Annotated in this window: 12 protein-coding genes and 1 riboswitch; of the genes, 4 read left to right on the forward strand and 8 right to left on the reverse strand. The window is 62.8% G+C overall.

Going from position 1 to position 14,717, the window contains the following annotated elements; genetic code table 11:
• Nucleotides 1–8 precede the first annotated feature (8 nt).
• The 4 genes from ACNFIC_RS07135 to ACNFIC_RS07150 all read right to left on the reverse strand — a co-directional run bounded on the left by ACNFIC_RS07135 (nucleotide 9) and on the right by ACNFIC_RS07150 (nucleotide 8,244).
• A complete protein-coding gene (locus tag ACNFIC_RS07135) occupies nucleotides 9–2,726 on the reverse strand; it encodes a LuxR C-terminal-related transcriptional regulator (RefSeq protein ID WP_416780522.1) in 2,718 nt (905 codons plus the stop codon).
• Nucleotides 2,727–2,979: 253 nt separating this feature from the next.
• On the reverse strand, nucleotides 2,980–4,344 hold the full coding sequence (locus ACNFIC_RS07140; protein WP_138218975.1) for a DUF1329 domain-containing protein: 1,365 nt from the start codon (nucleotides 4,342–4,344) through the stop codon (nucleotides 2,980–2,982).
• A 16-nt stretch (nucleotides 4,345–4,360) separates the two neighbouring features.
• Nucleotides 4,361–6,241, reverse strand: coding sequence for a DUF1302 domain-containing protein (locus ACNFIC_RS07145; protein WP_138218976.1), 1,881 nt, complete (start codon nucleotides 6,239–6,241; stop codon nucleotides 4,361–4,363).
• A 320-nt stretch (nucleotides 6,242–6,561) separates the two neighbouring features.
• Complete coding sequence (locus ACNFIC_RS07150) at nucleotides 6,562–8,244, reverse strand: fatty acid--CoA ligase (RefSeq protein WP_416780525.1); 1,683 nt, start codon at nucleotides 8,242–8,244, stop codon at nucleotides 6,562–6,564.
• A gap of 215 nt (nucleotides 8,245–8,459) precedes the next feature.
• Here ACNFIC_RS07150 and ACNFIC_RS07155 point away from each other — a divergent pair, with 215 nt between their 5' ends.
• The 3 genes from ACNFIC_RS07155 to ACNFIC_RS07165 all read left to right on the forward strand — a co-directional run bounded on the left by ACNFIC_RS07155 (nucleotide 8,460) and on the right by ACNFIC_RS07165 (nucleotide 11,310).
• Complete coding sequence (locus ACNFIC_RS07155; RefSeq protein WP_138218978.1) at nucleotides 8,460–9,425, forward strand: 2-hydroxyacid dehydrogenase; 966 nt, start codon at nucleotides 8,460–8,462, stop codon at nucleotides 9,423–9,425.
• A gap of 50 nt (nucleotides 9,426–9,475) precedes the next feature.
• The gene (locus tag ACNFIC_RS07160) at nucleotides 9,476–10,474 is read left to right on the forward strand and encodes a methyltransferase (protein WP_416780527.1); all 999 of its coding nucleotides are present in this window, start codon (nucleotides 9,476–9,478) and stop codon (nucleotides 10,472–10,474) included.
• Nucleotides 10,475–10,514: 40 nt separating this feature from the next.
• Nucleotides 10,515–10,634, forward strand: a riboswitch (yybP-ykoY riboswitch).
• Between the two features lie 88 nt (nucleotides 10,635–10,722).
• Nucleotides 10,723–11,310 (forward strand): TMEM165/GDT1 family protein, encoded by a 588-nt coding sequence (locus tag ACNFIC_RS07165; RefSeq protein WP_138218980.1) that lies wholly within the window; start codon nucleotides 10,723–10,725, stop codon nucleotides 11,308–11,310.
• Between the two features lie 94 nt (nucleotides 11,311–11,404).
• Here ACNFIC_RS07165 and ACNFIC_RS07170 read toward each other — a convergent pair whose 3' ends face one another.
• The 4 genes from ACNFIC_RS07170 to ACNFIC_RS07185 form a co-directional block, all read right to left on the reverse strand.
• Nucleotides 11,405–12,220, reverse strand: coding sequence for a M48 family metallopeptidase (locus ACNFIC_RS07170; RefSeq protein WP_138218981.1), 816 nt, complete (start codon nucleotides 12,218–12,220; stop codon nucleotides 11,405–11,407).
• A 112-nt stretch (nucleotides 12,221–12,332) separates the two neighbouring features.
• Nucleotides 12,333–12,953 carry an SOS response-associated peptidase gene (locus tag ACNFIC_RS07175; protein WP_416780530.1) on the reverse strand — a complete coding sequence of 207 codons (621 nt, stop codon included), beginning with the start codon at nucleotides 12,951–12,953 and terminating at the stop codon, nucleotides 12,333–12,335.
• A 15-nt stretch (nucleotides 12,954–12,968) separates the two neighbouring features.
• Nucleotides 12,969–13,229 (reverse strand): putative signal transducing protein, encoded by a 261-nt coding sequence (locus ACNFIC_RS07180; RefSeq protein ID WP_138218983.1) that lies wholly within the window; start codon nucleotides 13,227–13,229, stop codon nucleotides 12,969–12,971.
• Entirely contained in the window at nucleotides 13,229–13,414 is a 186-nt protein-coding gene (locus ACNFIC_RS07185; RefSeq protein ID WP_138218984.1) for a CPXCG motif-containing cysteine-rich protein, read from the reverse strand. The genes ACNFIC_RS07180 and ACNFIC_RS07185 overlap by 1 nt, the downstream gene beginning before the upstream one ends.
• A 124-nt stretch (nucleotides 13,415–13,538) precedes the next feature.
• On the opposite strand from ACNFIC_RS07185, the gene ACNFIC_RS07190 reads away from it, so the two are divergent.
• A complete protein-coding gene (locus ACNFIC_RS07190) occupies nucleotides 13,539–14,705 on the forward strand; it encodes a 1-acyl-sn-glycerol-3-phosphate acyltransferase (protein ID WP_416780533.1) in 1,167 nt (388 codons plus the stop codon).
• Nucleotides 14,706–14,717 lie beyond the last annotated feature (12 nt).

Below are 14,717 nucleotides of genomic sequence, written 5' to 3' on the forward strand. Positions count from 1 at the left end.
CGCTACCGTTAGGCTAGCAACCCCAAGGCCTTGGCCCGCGCCACGGCCTGTGTGCGACGCTCGACGCCAAGCTTGCTGTTGATATGGCTGGCGTGAGTCTTGACGGTGTGCAGGGAGATGAACAAGCGCTCGCTGATCTGCTGGTTCGAGCATCCCTGGGCGATCAGCTCCAATACTGCAAGCTCGCGCCCGCTCAAGTGTTCGCTGGGGCCTGCGAGGGTGTCGGGCACCTCCGGCAGACGGGCCAGCACTTGGGCGTGGATCGAGCATGGCATACGGCTGGCGAGTTGCTCACGCAGCCACGCCGGATGCTCTTCTATCAGTCGCTGGAAAGCCTGCAACCCTCCGCCCTGAGCCGCCTCAAGCGCTTGCGCGAACAGCTTGCTGGCTTCGACTTCACGTCTCTGCGCCAGGAGCAGCCCCACGCACTGGCACAGCGCACAGACCACCAGCATCATGCCGCCACTGGCGCGCCCCCTGGCGATCAAAGCCTGTAGCCGCGCCTCGGCGTCGCTCGGGCGCTCAAGCACCTGCTCGAGCAGGGCTTGTTGCAACTCGATGTGCAGCGGCAACAGTGGGTGGAACTCGGGGGCTGCGGCCGGCTGCTCACCACCGTAGGTCTGGCCCAGGCGCAGCAGCCAGGATTCGGCGAGGTCGGTACGCCCCTGGGCCAGCCACAGCTCGCATTTCACCAGGGTGATCATGGCCAGGTAGAAAATCGGCGGCACATCCCAGATGTGCATCAGCCGCTCGGCCTCGGCCAGTTCCGAGAACGCCTCGGCGTAACGCCCTTCACGTCCATCCAGCGACGCGATCACGCAATGGCCGATCAACACGCTGATATCGCGACAGGCGCGTGCCTCGCTCAGGCCGGCACGCAGCCGAGCGCGTGCCTGAGCCGGCTGCAACCGGGTGGCCAACAGGTAGCCTTCATACAACGTCAAGCGGGCACGTACGGCATACAGCCGCTGCCCGGACAGGCCTTGCAACCGCTGCATGCCATGGCGAACCTCATCGAGCGCCCTGAGCACCTCGCCACGCGCATGCAGCACCCGAGCCCGATCATAGTGGGCCAAGGCTTCAAACAACGGGTTGCCGACCCGCTGGGCCAGCTCCAGGGCTTCGCGATTCCAACCCCGGGCTCGCCAGAAGTCACCATCGGCGATGGCCAGGTTGGACAAGGTCGACAGGCACACCAGACGCTGCCCGTAGCGCTTGTCGGGCAAGCTCTGCAAGGCTTCGCCACAGTACGCGAGGGTGCGCTGACGATCGCCACGGCCACGCGCGATGATCCCGCTCAAGGCCAACCATTGGGCAAGCATCGAACGCTGCGCGGTGGCCGACGGCGCCGGCAGGAAACGGCTCAGGTAGGCGGCAAGCTCTTCGGCCGCATCCAACTGGCAAGCAAGCCCCAGCGCCCAGCTGTACAGCACGATCAGCCGCGGCGTGCTGATCAGCAAGCTGTCGGGCAAGTCCATTTTCCAGCGTAACAGCATGCCGACGTTCTGTTCGGCCAGCAGTTGCTCCTCGGACAGGCTTTGCACCAGGTCGGCGGCTACGTCCAAGTGGCCAGCTCGCAGTGCCTGCTCCACGGCCTCATCGAGCAGCCCCTGCCCCTCGAACCAGTGGCAGGCCCGCAGATGCAGGTCATTCAATGGCTCGCTAGCCTGACGACTGCGCAAAAGGTCAGAGAACAAGTGGTGATAGCGGAACCAACGGCCATGCTCATCGAGCGGCACCAGAAAGACCTGATGGGCCTGCAAGTAACGCAGGACATCGGCACTATCATGACGCTCGCGCAAGGCGTCGCACAGCTCGGCGCAGAAACGCTCCTGGCAGGCGGTGTCGAAGAGGAACGCCTGCACCGGCGCTGGCAGTATCTCGATCACCTCTTCGAGCAAGTAATCGCGGATCAGCCCTTCACCGCCATGCAAGGCCTGGGGCAAGGCGCCGTCATCGCCCGCCTCGCTGGCTGCCAGTTGCCAGAAGCGCAAGCCCGCGACCCAGCCGTCGCTACGCTGGATCAAATTGTCCAACGCCTGCCCGCGCAGGCCCGTGGGTTGGCGGCCAATTACCGCCAGCGACTCGTCGGGGGTCAAGCGCAAATCCTGCTCGTTGAGTTCGACCAGTTGGCGCGACAGGCGCAGACGTGCCAAGTGCCAGTCCGGGCGCTGCCGACTGGTGACCAACAGGACCAGCCCGGCGGGCAGGTGATTGAGGAAGAACTGCAAGCAGCGATCGAGTACCGGGCCTTGAGCCAGGTGATAGTCGTCGAGCACCAGCAGCAGCGGCGTATCGGCGTGCAGGTACTGCGCCAACTCATCCAGCAGGCTGTCGAGCCATTCCTCGAAGGCGAACGGTTGGTGGCGCTGGCGCATCTTCAACAGCCCCAATGCTTGGCCACCCAACGCCGGGCAGAATTGCTGCAAACCCTCCAGCAGGCGCTCGAGAAAACGCCCGGGATCGGCATCCCGCTGGCTCAATCCCAACCAGAGGCTGCGCCAGTGGCTGGGCAGCGCCTGACAGAACTCGATCGCCAGTGAACTCTTGCCGAAGCCCGCTGGCGCATTGACCAGTAACAGCCGCCCGGCCAACCCACCGTTGAGACGCTGGCACAAGCGCGGCCTGGGCACATGGGCTTCTGGCAACGGTGGCCGGAAAAAACGACCGTCCAACAGGCCCAGGGCCTGGCTGGCGACTCCATGCATACGGGACAGGTCTGTCATGGCCGGCTCGTTCTATTGGAAAGACTTCGGCAATACGGATCTTTGCGAGACTAGCCGCAAACGCGACCCATTTGAAGGCGATGGGCTCGATTTGCGCAAAAAGACTACGACAAAAAGAAACAACGCCGGCCAGCATCAGCCGCGCCGATGATGCGCTATAAACCAACCCTGGCCGGTAGCGGCCTGCGCAAACAGAAACGCCCCGGCAAGCCGGGGCGTTCTGGGAGTTTACAAGGAGCCGCAAGGCGTCAGGTCAACGCACCCCCGCCTGGCGCAGCGCTGCTGGCTGGAAGTCGGCCTTGCTGGCGCTGAAGCCGAAGTTATAGGCGCTCTTCTCTTCGTTCTTCATACCCAAGGCCAGGTAGCGACCCGACTGCAAGTCGTAGATGGCTTCGAGGGTGTACCACGGCACCTGTACGTTGTAGTAAGGCTGGGCATGGGCCTCGGACACGCGCCACAGCTGATTGCGACCGTCGTACTGGTCAATCACCGCGGCTTGCCAGGTGTCTTCGTCGATGTAGAAGTCACGCTTGGCGTAGATATGCCGCTGGCCTGGTTTGAGGGTCGCGACCACATGCCACACCCGACGCAGCTCGTAGCGGGCCAGATCCTGGTTGATGTGGCCAGCCTTGATGATGTCGGAGTACTTGAGCTTCGGGTCGTCCAGCTTGAAGGCGTTGGAGGCGATGTACATCTCCTTCTTGCCTTCGAGTTTCCAGTCGTAACGATCCGGTGCACCGTTGTACATATCCAGGTTGTCGGAGGTACGCAGGCCGTCGGCGGCAGTACCCGGACCGTCGTAGGACACCTGTGGTGCCTGGCGTACGCGGCGCTGGCCGGCGTTGTAGATCCATGCCTTGCGCGGCTCCTTGACCTGGTCGAGGGTCTCGTGCACCAGCAGTACAGTACCGGCCAGACGTGCCGGTGCAGTCACTTCCTGCTTGAAGTAGAACAGGATGTTGCCGGGGTTGGCCGGGTCGTAGTCCTTCATCCGGTCACGGAAGACGAACTGATCCTGGAAATACACCAGGCTGTAGGAGCCGTTCTGCTGCGGCGTGGCCTGGGTCACCAGGCGTGTGACGCTACCACCGCGGTAGCGGGTGATGTGGTTCCAGATCACCTCCAGGCCGTCCTTGGGAATCGGGAACGGCACGGCGGTGCGGAAGTTGTTCAGGCCGTTGCCGCCTTCGACCAGGGTGGTCTTGGTGGCGTTTTCCTTGATGGCGGCAAACACCTCATCCGGGACCGTGGCGCCACGGTGGGTCTTGTACACCGGGATCTTGAAGCTATCCGGGTAGCGCTTGAGCATCGCCAGTTGGCCTGGCGAAAGCTTGTCCTTGTACTGGTCGGCGTTCTGCGCGGTGATGGTGAACAGCGGTTTGTCGCTGCCGTAAGGGTCGGACAGGAAGCCCTTGGCATCGACGCTACCCGCCGACTTGGAAAGCGGCTCCCAGGCACCGATGGAGCCGTCGGCGTTGCCGGCTTTTTCGGCGCCCATCGGCGTAAGCGTGCTGCCCAACTTGGCCGCTTCATCGGCAGAAACCGCAGCCATGACGCTGGTCGCCAGCAGGGACAGGCCCAGTACACCGGCTTTCAGCAGACCTTTGGTCATATTCATTCTGTGTCGTCCTGAATTAGAAGTTCATGCCGAAGCTGAGGGCGATGAAATCGCGGTCATCCACGGTGGTGTACTTGCCATCGAAGAAGTTGGTGTAGGACAGGCTGGCCGTGTAGGTGTTCTGGTACTCGGCATCCAGACCCAGGCTGACGGCCTTGCGGCCCTCCTCGAAGTTACCGCCAGGGCCCGGCGAGTAGCCCTCGACGTCGTGGGACCAGGCAACGCTAGGCTTGAGGTTGACCCCTGCGAAGAAGTCCGGGTACTCCCAGATGGCGCGAGCGCGGTAGCCCCAGGAGGTGCTGGTGGTGAAGCCGTCGCTGTTGCAGTTGCGCGACAGGTTGGCCGTCGAACTGCCCAGGCCGGAGCCGCCGATGGTGCTGCCGTTGAGTGCGACGCACGTGCCATTGGGCAACTCGCCCGGGCCGTAGACCGGGTCACGCCCGTAGCGGACCTTGCTGGTGCTTTCCAGCCCTCCGACATGCGTCACACCGACCTCGCCAACGACGGTAAGCCTGCTGGCCCCCATCACTTGATCGAAGAAGTGGGTGAAGGTCGTTTGGAACTGGGTGATTTCCTTACGGCGATACCCGTGCAGGTCCTGGCCTGGAACGCCATCGAGCAGCGAAGCATTACCGAACACCGGGCCGCCCAGCGGCTTGACGCCAGCGAAGAGAATATCGGTACTGTTCAGTTGTACGGGCGCATTCGGACGGTAGCTGAGTTCACCGCTCCAGGCCGTCCCCGTGGGCAAGGTGGTGGAGAAGCTCAGGCCGTACAGGCGAATGTCTTCTGGATACTCGACGAAGTACTTCGAATTACCCGCGATGACCAGTGGTGCCAATTGCCCGAAACCGCCGCCGTTGGCGATGTCGAACAGCGCCTGTGGCGCGCCGGTGGCACTGAAGATCGGCGCCCGGCTGTGGTAGTTCATGAAGTAGGCACCGAACTCGGTGTCCAGCGGTTCGAACATGTAGCGGAACGCCACACCGAACTGACCGCCATCGCGCGCATCACGATCGGCAGAGCGACGCACCAGCACACCTTCATCGTTGTAGTCGACGCCGCTGGCAGCCAAGGCGGCCTGGGCACCGGCCGGCAACTGACCGAGCACACGGCCACTGTTCAGTACCCGCAGGTTGTTGGTGCAACCATCGGCGATGATGTCTGGCTGCGAGAAGAACGTGCCGCAGTTGTCGACGACGGTCTGGTCCCATTCGATCTGGTAGAACGCTTCTGCCGACAGGTTATCGGTCAGACTCTGGGAGATGTAGAACATGTTGACCGGAATCAGGCCTTCCTTCACCTCCGAGCCCGGACGGCGGAAGGCGGACACGTCGATCGGGTTGATCGAGTTGATGCCGCCGCCGATGAAGGTACTCTCCCCCCAACTGACCACCTGCTTGCCGAAGCGCACAGAGCCCGGCATGTCACCGATGGAATAGTTGTGATAGATGAAGGCGTCGAGGATTTCCCCGCCCGACGATTTGGCCCCTTCCTTGCGGTTGGAGTCGCTGATGTCCTTGAACTCACGATGTTCGTCCTTGAGTTCGAAGTCATACCAGTACTTGCCGCGCACGAATACGCCGGTATCGCCGTACTTGAGTTCGAGATCGTGGATGCCTTTGAAGATCTTCGAGAACGTCTCACCTTTCTTGAAGTTCAGGTGACCGTCGTCGGAGGTCTGCGACAAGCCCTTGCCACCGTTGTTGACCCCAATGAGGTTCTTGTTGGGGCTGGCGGTCGACCAACTGGCGCCAATGGAGAGCGACGAGTCGAACTGGCCTTCGATTTCACCGATATTGAAGCTGACAGCGAAAGCAGGACTTGCGAGCGTGGAAGCGAGGCTGACGGCCAAGGGCAGTCTTGCCCGACGCCAGAACGGGTTTGCAGATGTCATCGACGCTACTCCATGTACTTTATTGTTATGGCAGTGAGTCCCTTCAGAAACGGCCCGAGCGCCCGGTGACACCGGCTCCTGCGCTTGGCGCCACGCGAGTTGCGTGTCGCCTTCCCCATTCCTGAAATTCCCCTGACCCGACTATAGCCAGCGGTCTCAGGTGCATGATCCCTCTAAAGTGTGATTTGTGTTCCGAGGTGACCGCAGCGACCCGCCTGTGCGCTGACCGCTCACAAGCATGGACCATTTTTCTCGTTTGACAAGGCGCCAGCCGCTCTAGCGTAAGGTCCGGGCCCGAATAGGCCCAGACCTTACCCGCATCACAGGGTCGAGAGAAATGCGCTGTTGCTCGCCTGCCAATCGCTGATATCCACGCGAATGCGCTTTTTATCGAGTTTGCCGACACTGGTCTTGGGAATTTCAGTAACAACGGCAATCTGGCTGGGAATCGCCCATTTATTGATATGCCCCTGCTCGACAAACGGTTTGAGGTGCTCCTTCAACACGCGCGCATCGAGGGCGTGCCCCTCGCGCACCACCACCAGGGCAAACGGGCGCTCGCCCCACTGCGGGTCAGGCACCCCCACCACCGCCACCTCGCGCACCGCCGAGTGGCGGCTGATCAGGTCCTCGAGGTCCAGCGACGAGATCCACTCGCCACCGGTCTTGATCACATCCTTGATGCGATCGCGGATGTCGATGAAGCCCATGCCGTCGAGCGTCGCGACGTCACCGGTATGCAGCCAGCCGCCCTGCCACAGCTCCTCGCTCTTTTCGGCTTCCTTGAAGTAGCCCATGGTCAACCAGGGTGCGCGCAGCACCAGCTCACCCTGAGTCTCACCATCGGCCGGCAGGAACTGGCCGTTGCCATCGACGATGGCGGCCTCCACCAGCGGCACCGGCACGCCGGCCTTGATTCGATACGTGACGCGCTCATCCTCGCTGCCGGCCTGCAGTTCGTCGTTCAGGTGCGCCGCGCTGATCAGCGGGCAGGTTTCGGACATGCCATACGCCGCAGTGAGCTGGATGCCACGTGCCAGGGCGGCTTCGTAGAGGGCGCGGTTGAGCGCACTGCCACCGATGATGATCTTCCAGCCGCCGAAATCCTGTCCCTGCGAGGCAGGGCAGTGGAGCAGCATTTGCAGGATGGTGGGGACGCAGTGAGAGAACGTGACCTGCTCTTCACGCCACAACTTGACCAGCATGTCGGGCTCGTAGCGCCCCGGATAGACCTGCTTCATACCCAACATGGTGGCGGCATACGGGATACCCCAGGCGTGCACGTGGAACATCGGCGTGATGGGCATGTACACATCATCGCTGCCCAGCAGGCGCACGCTGTCGATACTCCCGGTCACCGAGGTTTCGGCGAGGGTGTGCAGCACCAATTGCCGATGGGTGAAATACACACCCTTGGGGTTACCGGTGGTGCCGGTGGTGTAAAAGGTGGTGGCCACGGAATGCTCGTCGAAGTCGGGGAAGTCGTAGTGCGGGCTCGCGGCGGCCAGCAGTTGCTCGTATTCGCCCACCAGATCGGGCAAATCGGCCGACTTTTGCGCAGCGTCAGTCAGCAGCAGCGTCTTGTCGACGGTGGTCAACTGCCCGGCGATGCTCTGATAAAGACCGACAAAATCGCTGTTGACCAGCACCAAGCGGTCTTCGGCGTGGTTCATGGTGTAGAGGATCTGCTCGGGCGAGAGGCGCACGTTGATGGTATGCACCACTGCCCCGATCATGGGGATGGCGAACATGCACTCCAGGTAGCGATGGCTGTCCCAGTCCATCACCGCCACGGTGTCACCGGCCTTTACCCCGGCGGCGGTCAGTACGTTGGCCAGCCGTGCGATACGCTCGACCAGCTGTGGATATGTCAGCCTGACCTGGTCGCGATAGACGATCTCGCGGGTTTTCTCATAGCGGCTGCCCGACATCAGCAGGCGCTTGATCAGCAGCGGGTATTGGTAGGCGCCTTCGGCTGGCTTGATGATGCGCGTCTGCAACATAGATATCCCTTTTCTCGAAAACAGGCCGGACATTTCAGACAGTTACTGTAGATCGGTGACGCACCGGTCAAATCAGCCGAAGGAATGATTTGCCGCGCCAAGGTATGACTGGCGGCCCTGGCGTTGACGAGCGGCGCCTGTGGAACGGACACTCGCGTAACCGCTTGAAGCGAATGCCACCCCACTTTCGTTCCGCCATGCCATTGGAGGGCACCATGCCCAGCTTGCGTCGCGCCGTGTTTCTCGACCACCACTCCCTCGACCTTGGGGACCTCGACCTGTCGCCACTCAAGCAGCAGTTCGATGCCCTCGAACTGTTCGCCGCCACTGCCCCCGAGCAGGTCGCCGAACGCCTGCAAGGCGCCAGCGTGGTGATCAGCAACAAGGTCATGCTCGACCAGCCGACCCTCGCCGCCAACCCCCAGCTCAAGCTGATCCTGGTGGCCGCCACCGGCACCAACAATGTCGACCTGGCCGCCGCCCGCGCCCAGGGCATTACCGTGTGCAATTGCCAGGGCTACGGCACGCCGTCGGTGGCCCAGCACACCATCGCCTTGCTGCTGGCACTGGCCACGCGCCTGTGCGACTACAACCAGGCCGTGGCTGCCGGTCAATGGGCCAAGGCCAGCCAGTTCTGCCTGTTGGACTTCCCCATCGTCGAACTGCAAGGCAAGACCTTGGGCCTGCTCGGCCATGGCGAACTCGGTGGGGCCGTGGCGCGCCTTGCCGAGGCGTTCGGCATGCGCGTGCTCAGCGGGCAGATTCCGGGGCGGCCGCCGCGTGCCGACCGCTTGCCGCTGGAGGAGTTGCTGCCGCAGGTCGATGCGCTGACCCTGCACTGCCCCCTCAACGCACAAACCCGGCACATGCTTGGCGCCCGCGAACTGGCGCTGCTCAAGCCCAACGCCTTGGTCGTCAATACCGCACGTGGCGGGCTGATCGACGAGCAGGCCCTGGCCGATGCGCTGCGCCGTGGTCATCTGGGTGGTGCGGCTACCGATGTGCTGAGCGTCGAGCCGCCGGTCAACGGCAACCCGTTGCTGGCAGCGGATATCCCACGCCTGATCATCACCCCGCACAGCGCATGGGGGGCGGTGGAAGCACGCCAGCGCATCGTCGGCCAACTCGCCGAGAACGCCCAGGCCTTCTTCTGCGGCGACGCGCGGCGAGTGGTCGGCTGATCAACGGGCGGCTCTGCTACACTGCGCCACTTTTTCAGGAGGCGTCGTCCATGGACCCGCGCAGTGAAGTGTTGCTCCGCCAGGCGGACCTGTTCCAGGGTTCGCTGCTGATCGCCGGCCTCGCCGCCGACAGCTTGCTCGGCGAGCTGCCCCAAGCCCAGGGCTGGACTTGGCACGCCGGCGATCAAGCGCTGTTGCAGAGCCGTTTCACAGCGCGTGTTCACCACGGCGTCGAAGTCCCCGATGTGGCCTTCGACAGCGCCGTACTGTTCTTGCCCAAGTCCCGCGAGCTGACCGCCTACCTGCTCAACGCCCTGGCCTCGCGCCTGGCCGGCCGTAGCCTGTACCTGGTCGGCGAAAAACGCGGCGGAATCGAGGGCGCCGCCAAACAACTGCAAGCCTTCGGCAAGCCGCGCAAGCTGGACAGCGCGCGGCATTGCCAGCTGTGGCAGGTAACGGTGGACAATGCGCCGGAGGCCAAACCGCTACAAAGCCTGGCTGAACGTTTCGAGCTGACGCTCGCCGATGGCCCGCTGCACGTGATCAGCCTGCCCGGTGTGTTCAGCCATGGGCGCCTGGATAAGGGCAGCGCACTGCTGCTGGAACACCTCGACGCGCTGCCGAACGGCCATGTGCTGGACTTCGGGTGTGGCGCTGGGGTGCTGGGGGCGACGGTCAAGCGCCGTTATCCACAGAGCCGGGTCACGCTGCTGGATGTTGACGCCTTCGCCGTGGCGGCCAGCCGCATGACCTTGGCAGCCAATGGCCTGGAAGGCGAGGTGATCAGCGGTGACGGTATCGACGCAGCGCCGACCGATCTGGACCTGATCCTGAGCAACCCGCCGTTTCACACCGGGGTGCACACCAACTATCAGGCATCGGAAAATCTGCTGAAAAAATCGGGGCAACATCTGCGAAAAGGGGGCGAAATACGCCTTGTCGCAAACAGTTTCCTGCGCTACCAACCGCTGATCGAGGGCGCCTTGGGCAACTGCGAGGTGCGCGCCGACGCGCACGGTTTCCGAATCTATCGCGCCACCCGCACTTGAAAAACAGCGCTTGCCTAATGCGCTGGGCGTAGGCAGAATCCGCTCCGTCCTAGGGGAGTAGTCTCCCGCGAGCGTCCTGCTCGCCCGGTACGCGTCAACATACTTGGCCCACAGGCCATGGCGCGTGCGACCCACGATCCACGTAGATGGATCCAGGGTTTGACAAGACCTATGACACGCACACCTTACCCGGGGCGGGGAGGCTGTTCGTGTCATAGCCGTGTCGACCCGCCCCCGTAGGAATCCTGATGCTGGAATCGCTGCTCGTCCCCACCGCTATCGTTGCCCTCGCTGAAATCGGCGACAAGACGCAACTGCTTGCCCTCATTCTCGCAGCCCGCTTTAGAAAGCCCTGGCCGATCATCGCCGGTATCGTTGCCGCGACCTTGGCCAACCATGCCGCCGCAGGTGCCGTAGGCGCCTGGGTCAGCGGTTTCTTCAGCGAATCGGTGCTGCACTGGATCCTGGCCGCAAGTTTCACCGCCACCGCACTGTGGACCCTGGTGCCAGACAAGATGGACGATGACGAAACCAGCAATGCGCGCCGTTTCGGGCCTTTCCTGACCACGCTGATCGCGTTCTTCCTAGCCGAGATTGGTGACAAAACTCAGGTCGCCACGGTGATGCTTGCTGCACAGTACCCGCACCTGATCATGGTCATCATCGGCACCACCCTGGGCATGCTGATCGCCAACGTGCCGGTGGTGCTGGCAGGCAACTTCGCTGCCGAGAAACTGCCGCTGACCTTGATCCGTCGCCTGGCGGCTGCGGCGTTCTTCGTACTGGCCGTGGTGGCCGTGTACTCGGCCATGAAGACCAGTGGCTGGGTCGGCTGAAGGCTGCGAGCTGCAAGTGACTTGCCTCAAGCTGCAAGAAAAAGCAGATTCGCTTCGTCTTGCAGCTTGAAGCTTGAAGCTTGAAGCTTGAAGCTTACTTCTTAGACGCCTGATACAGCGGCATCACCTTGGGAATGGCTGCCTGCAGCGATGCAATGCGGCTGCTGGAAGCCGGGTGGGTACTCATGAACTCGGGCGGTGCACCTTCGGACGCCTTGCTCATCTTGTTCCAAAGGGTGATCGCGGCGTTCGGGTCATAACCGGCGCGGGCCGAAAGCTCAAGCCCGATCAGGTCGGCTTCGTTCTCGTTGGCACGGCTGTTGGGCAATGTCATCGCGTAATTCACCACAGTGTCGGCCATCGCCATGCTGTCCTGGCCCAAACCGAACAATGCCCCCGCCCCCTGGCGCGCCATTTCCACGCCATAGGCCTTGGACATCGCCTCGCGGCTGTGCTCGCGCAAGGCATGGGCAATTTCGTGGCCTACCACGGCAGCAATTTCAGCGTCGGTCAGTTTGAGCTGATCGATCAGACCGGTGTAGACGATGATCTTGCCGCCAGGACCGCAATTGGCGTTAAGCTCGTCGCTCTTGATCACGTTGACTTCCCACTTCCACTGCGCGGCATCCGGCCGGAACTGCGGAGCCTGGGCAATCAGTCGGTCAGCGATGGCTTGCACGCGCTTGGCATCGGCACTGGACTTGTCCAGCACACCCTTGTTGGACGCTTCGCTCAACGTCTGCTGGTACGACTGGGCATACATCTGGTTGACCTCATCGGTCGAGAGCATGCTGAACATGTACTGCTGGCGCTGTACGCCGACGGCACCACCACTGGTGGTATTGACCGCCTGGCAGCCGGCGAGTAGGACGCTTGCAGTCAGCAGGCTGACAACGAATGACTTACGCATAAAACACTCCCTATTTACGTGCCGCGTATCCTAGGCGCTGAGGCCAGGCGCCGCCAGAGCCCCGAGGGCATTTTCCGACACGCGCTCAGCGTCATGCCTCTAACTCTCAGCCTCAGGCCGGCGTCAGGCACTCCGGCCCGTCAAGCTTCGGATCGTTGACGAACAGCGCCAGCGCCCGTTCGCGCAAGCTCGCCGGCGGCTTGGCCAGCAGCTCGTGCAGGCGCGCCAGGGGCGTGTCGGGGTCTAGCCAAATGGCCTGTTCGGCCTCATCCAGTATCAGGGGGCGGCGCTGGTTCATCGCCGCCTGGGTGACCACCGCGCAGCTCAGCCACACATGCTCCTGCACCGGATACGCCTCCCACACGGCGGCAAAGAACAGCGAAGCGCCCTCCCCCGGCGTGACCCAATACGGCCGCTTGCGCACCGTGCCGCGCCACTCGTAGAAACCGTTGGCCGGCATCAGGCAACGCCGATGGCGCAAGGCCTCACGAAACATCGGCTGTTCGGCCAAGGTTTCGGCGCGGGCCTGGGCGGGTGTGCGGGAGAGGTCGGTCAGCCAGGCGGGGGTCAGCCCCCAGCGTGCACTGGCCAGTTGCTGCAAGCCGTCGAGCTGACGCAGGATCAGCACCGAGGCGCCGGGCGCGATGTTCCATTGCGCTGGCTGGCCAGCGGGAAAGCCGGGCAAGCCAGCAAAGGCCTGGGACCAGCGGAAAAGGGCGTAGCGTCCACACATGGGCGAAATCAAAACCTAGCAGATCAGGGTTCCCGGATAACTGTCCGGTTCGTCGCCGACAAGGGGCTGGGCAGCATTGTACGCATCGATCAGCTGCCGTGCGTAACCGGCTTGCTCGTCAGGCACCGCCAGCCCCAACAGTCCCTGCATCGGCAGTTCCCCGACGCCGCCCATCAGGTCGCGGCCCACCAGATGCACTTCGATCCCCTCGCTGACCAGCATGCCTACCAGCATTTGCGCCTCCAGCAGGCTTTCCGGCTCGTAGATTCGCTGCATCAGGCGTCATCCTCGCGGCGCACTTCAATCATCCATTCGTCATCATGCACCTGCAGCCTGATCACGACAGGCCGGCAACAGACCTGGCAGTCTTCGATATAGTCCTGGTCCCCGCCGGAGATGTCGACGGTAGTCTCCACAGGCTCACCGCAATACGGGCAGTCGTAGAAGTCAGTTTCCAGCATCGCGGCCTCCGCAGTGACTTGTGCGTATAATTGCCGGTCTGATTACAGGGCCCGAGTGTGTCCGAGCCATTTTTCGGACCCCGTCCCTACCTATTACCCTAGCCGTTTCCAACAAGAGAGCATGATGGGCGAATTCGATGCCATCCGACCGTACGACGACGCTGAAGTGCCTGCCGTTCTGGCACGCCTGCTCAGCGACCCGGCATTCCTCGATATCCTCACCCACTTCCGCTTCCCGCGTGCGGCAGGTGCGTTCGGCTGGCTACTCAAGCCGCTGATCGCCCGGCGCCTGCGCCAGGAGTTCGCCGGCGTCACCTGCGTCTCCACCCTGCAGGACAAGGTCGAGTACTACGTCGATCGCACCATCGACCGCGCCACCGACGGCGTCACCTATACCGGCGTCGAGCAGCTCAAGGCGGGCACTGCCTACCTGTTCCTGGCCAACCACCGCGACATCGTGATGGACCCGGCCTTCGTCAACTATGCGGTGTACCACGCAGGCCTGCCCACCCCGCGCATCGCCATTGGCGACAACCTGCTGCAAAAGCCGTTCGTCAGCGACATGATGCGCCTGAACAAGAGCTTCATCGTGCACCGCTCGATCAGTGGCCGACGCGAGAAACTGGCCGCTTACCAATTGCTGTCGGCCTACATCAATCATTCGATCCGCAACGACGGCGCCTCGATCTGGATCGCCCAGGCCGAGGGCCGCGCGAAGGACGGAGACGATCGTACCGACTCGGCGATCCTCAAGATGTTCCACATGAGCCGCAAGGACGAGCCGTTCGGTGCGGTGATCCAGGGTTTGAACCTGATTCCGGTGTCGATCAGCTACGAATACGACCCGTGCGACCAAGCCAAGGCCCGCGAGCTTTATATACGCGCCACCACCGGCAGCTACACCAAGGTACCTGGCGAGGACGACAACAGCATCGCCCAGGGCATCACCGGTTACAAAGGCCGGGTGCACATCAACTTCGCCCCAGCGGTGACCGAGTACCACGAGGACACCAAGCAACTGGCGCAGGCGATAGACCGGCAGATTCTCGGCGGCTACCGACTGTTCCCGGTGCACTATCTGGCTTACGCGATGTGGGCCGAGCAGGACGAGGCACTGGAGGTGCCGAGCGCCGAGAAAGTGTTCCCGTCCGAAGAGCTGCAAAAAGCCCGGGAAGAATGGCAGCGCCGCCTGGACGCCTGCCCGGCGGAGTATCGACCGTATCTGGTGCAGCAGTATGCGACGCCGGTACGCAACCAGTACCAGGTCAAGCAGCAGGCGCCGGTCGCCTGATCAGTCGGGGCC

This window comes from Pseudomonas sp. NY15463 (genome assembly GCF_048068415.1).
In the GTDB taxonomy this organism is placed as follows: domain Bacteria; phylum Pseudomonadota; class Gammaproteobacteria; order Pseudomonadales; family Pseudomonadaceae; genus Aquipseudomonas; species Aquipseudomonas mosselii_C.

Coding starts and splice junctions, on each gene's coding strand:
- ACNFIC_RS07150 (WP_416780525.1), bottom strand. CDS start 8,244: ATGTTGCAGACGCGCATCATCAAGCCAGCCGAAGGCGCCTACCAATAC.
- ACNFIC_RS07145 (WP_138218976.1), bottom strand. CDS start 6,241: ATGACATCTGCAAACCCGTTCTGGCGTCGGGCAAGACTGCCCTTGGCC.
- ACNFIC_RS07190 (WP_416780533.1), top strand. CDS start 13,539: ATGGGCGAATTCGATGCCATCCGACCGTACGACGACGCTGAAGTGCCT.
- ACNFIC_RS07170 (WP_138218981.1), bottom strand. CDS start 12,220: ATGCGTAAGTCATTCGTTGTCAGCCTGCTGACTGCAAGCGTCCTACTC.
- ACNFIC_RS07140 (WP_138218975.1), bottom strand. CDS start 4,344: ATGAATATGACCAAAGGTCTGCTGAAAGCCGGTGTACTGGGCCTGTCC.
- ACNFIC_RS07155 (WP_138218978.1), top strand. CDS start 8,460: ATGCCCAGCTTGCGTCGCGCCGTGTTTCTCGACCACCACTCCCTCGAC.
- ACNFIC_RS07135 (WP_416780522.1), bottom strand. CDS start 2,726: ATGACAGACCTGTCCCGTATGCATGGAGTCGCCAGCCAGGCCCTGGGC.
- ACNFIC_RS07180 (WP_138218983.1), bottom strand. CDS start 13,229: ATGCAGCGAATCTACGAGCCGGAAAGCCTGCTGGAGGCGCAAATGCTG.
- ACNFIC_RS07165 (WP_138218980.1), top strand. CDS start 10,723: ATGCTGGAATCGCTGCTCGTCCCCACCGCTATCGTTGCCCTCGCTGAA.
- ACNFIC_RS07185 (WP_138218984.1), bottom strand. CDS start 13,414: ATGCTGGAAACTGACTTCTACGACTGCCCGTATTGCGGTGAGCCTGTG.
- ACNFIC_RS07175 (WP_416780530.1), bottom strand. CDS start 12,953: ATGTGTGGACGCTACGCCCTTTTCCGCTGGTCCCAGGCCTTTGCTGGC.
- ACNFIC_RS07160 (WP_416780527.1), top strand. CDS start 9,476: ATGGACCCGCGCAGTGAAGTGTTGCTCCGCCAGGCGGACCTGTTCCAG.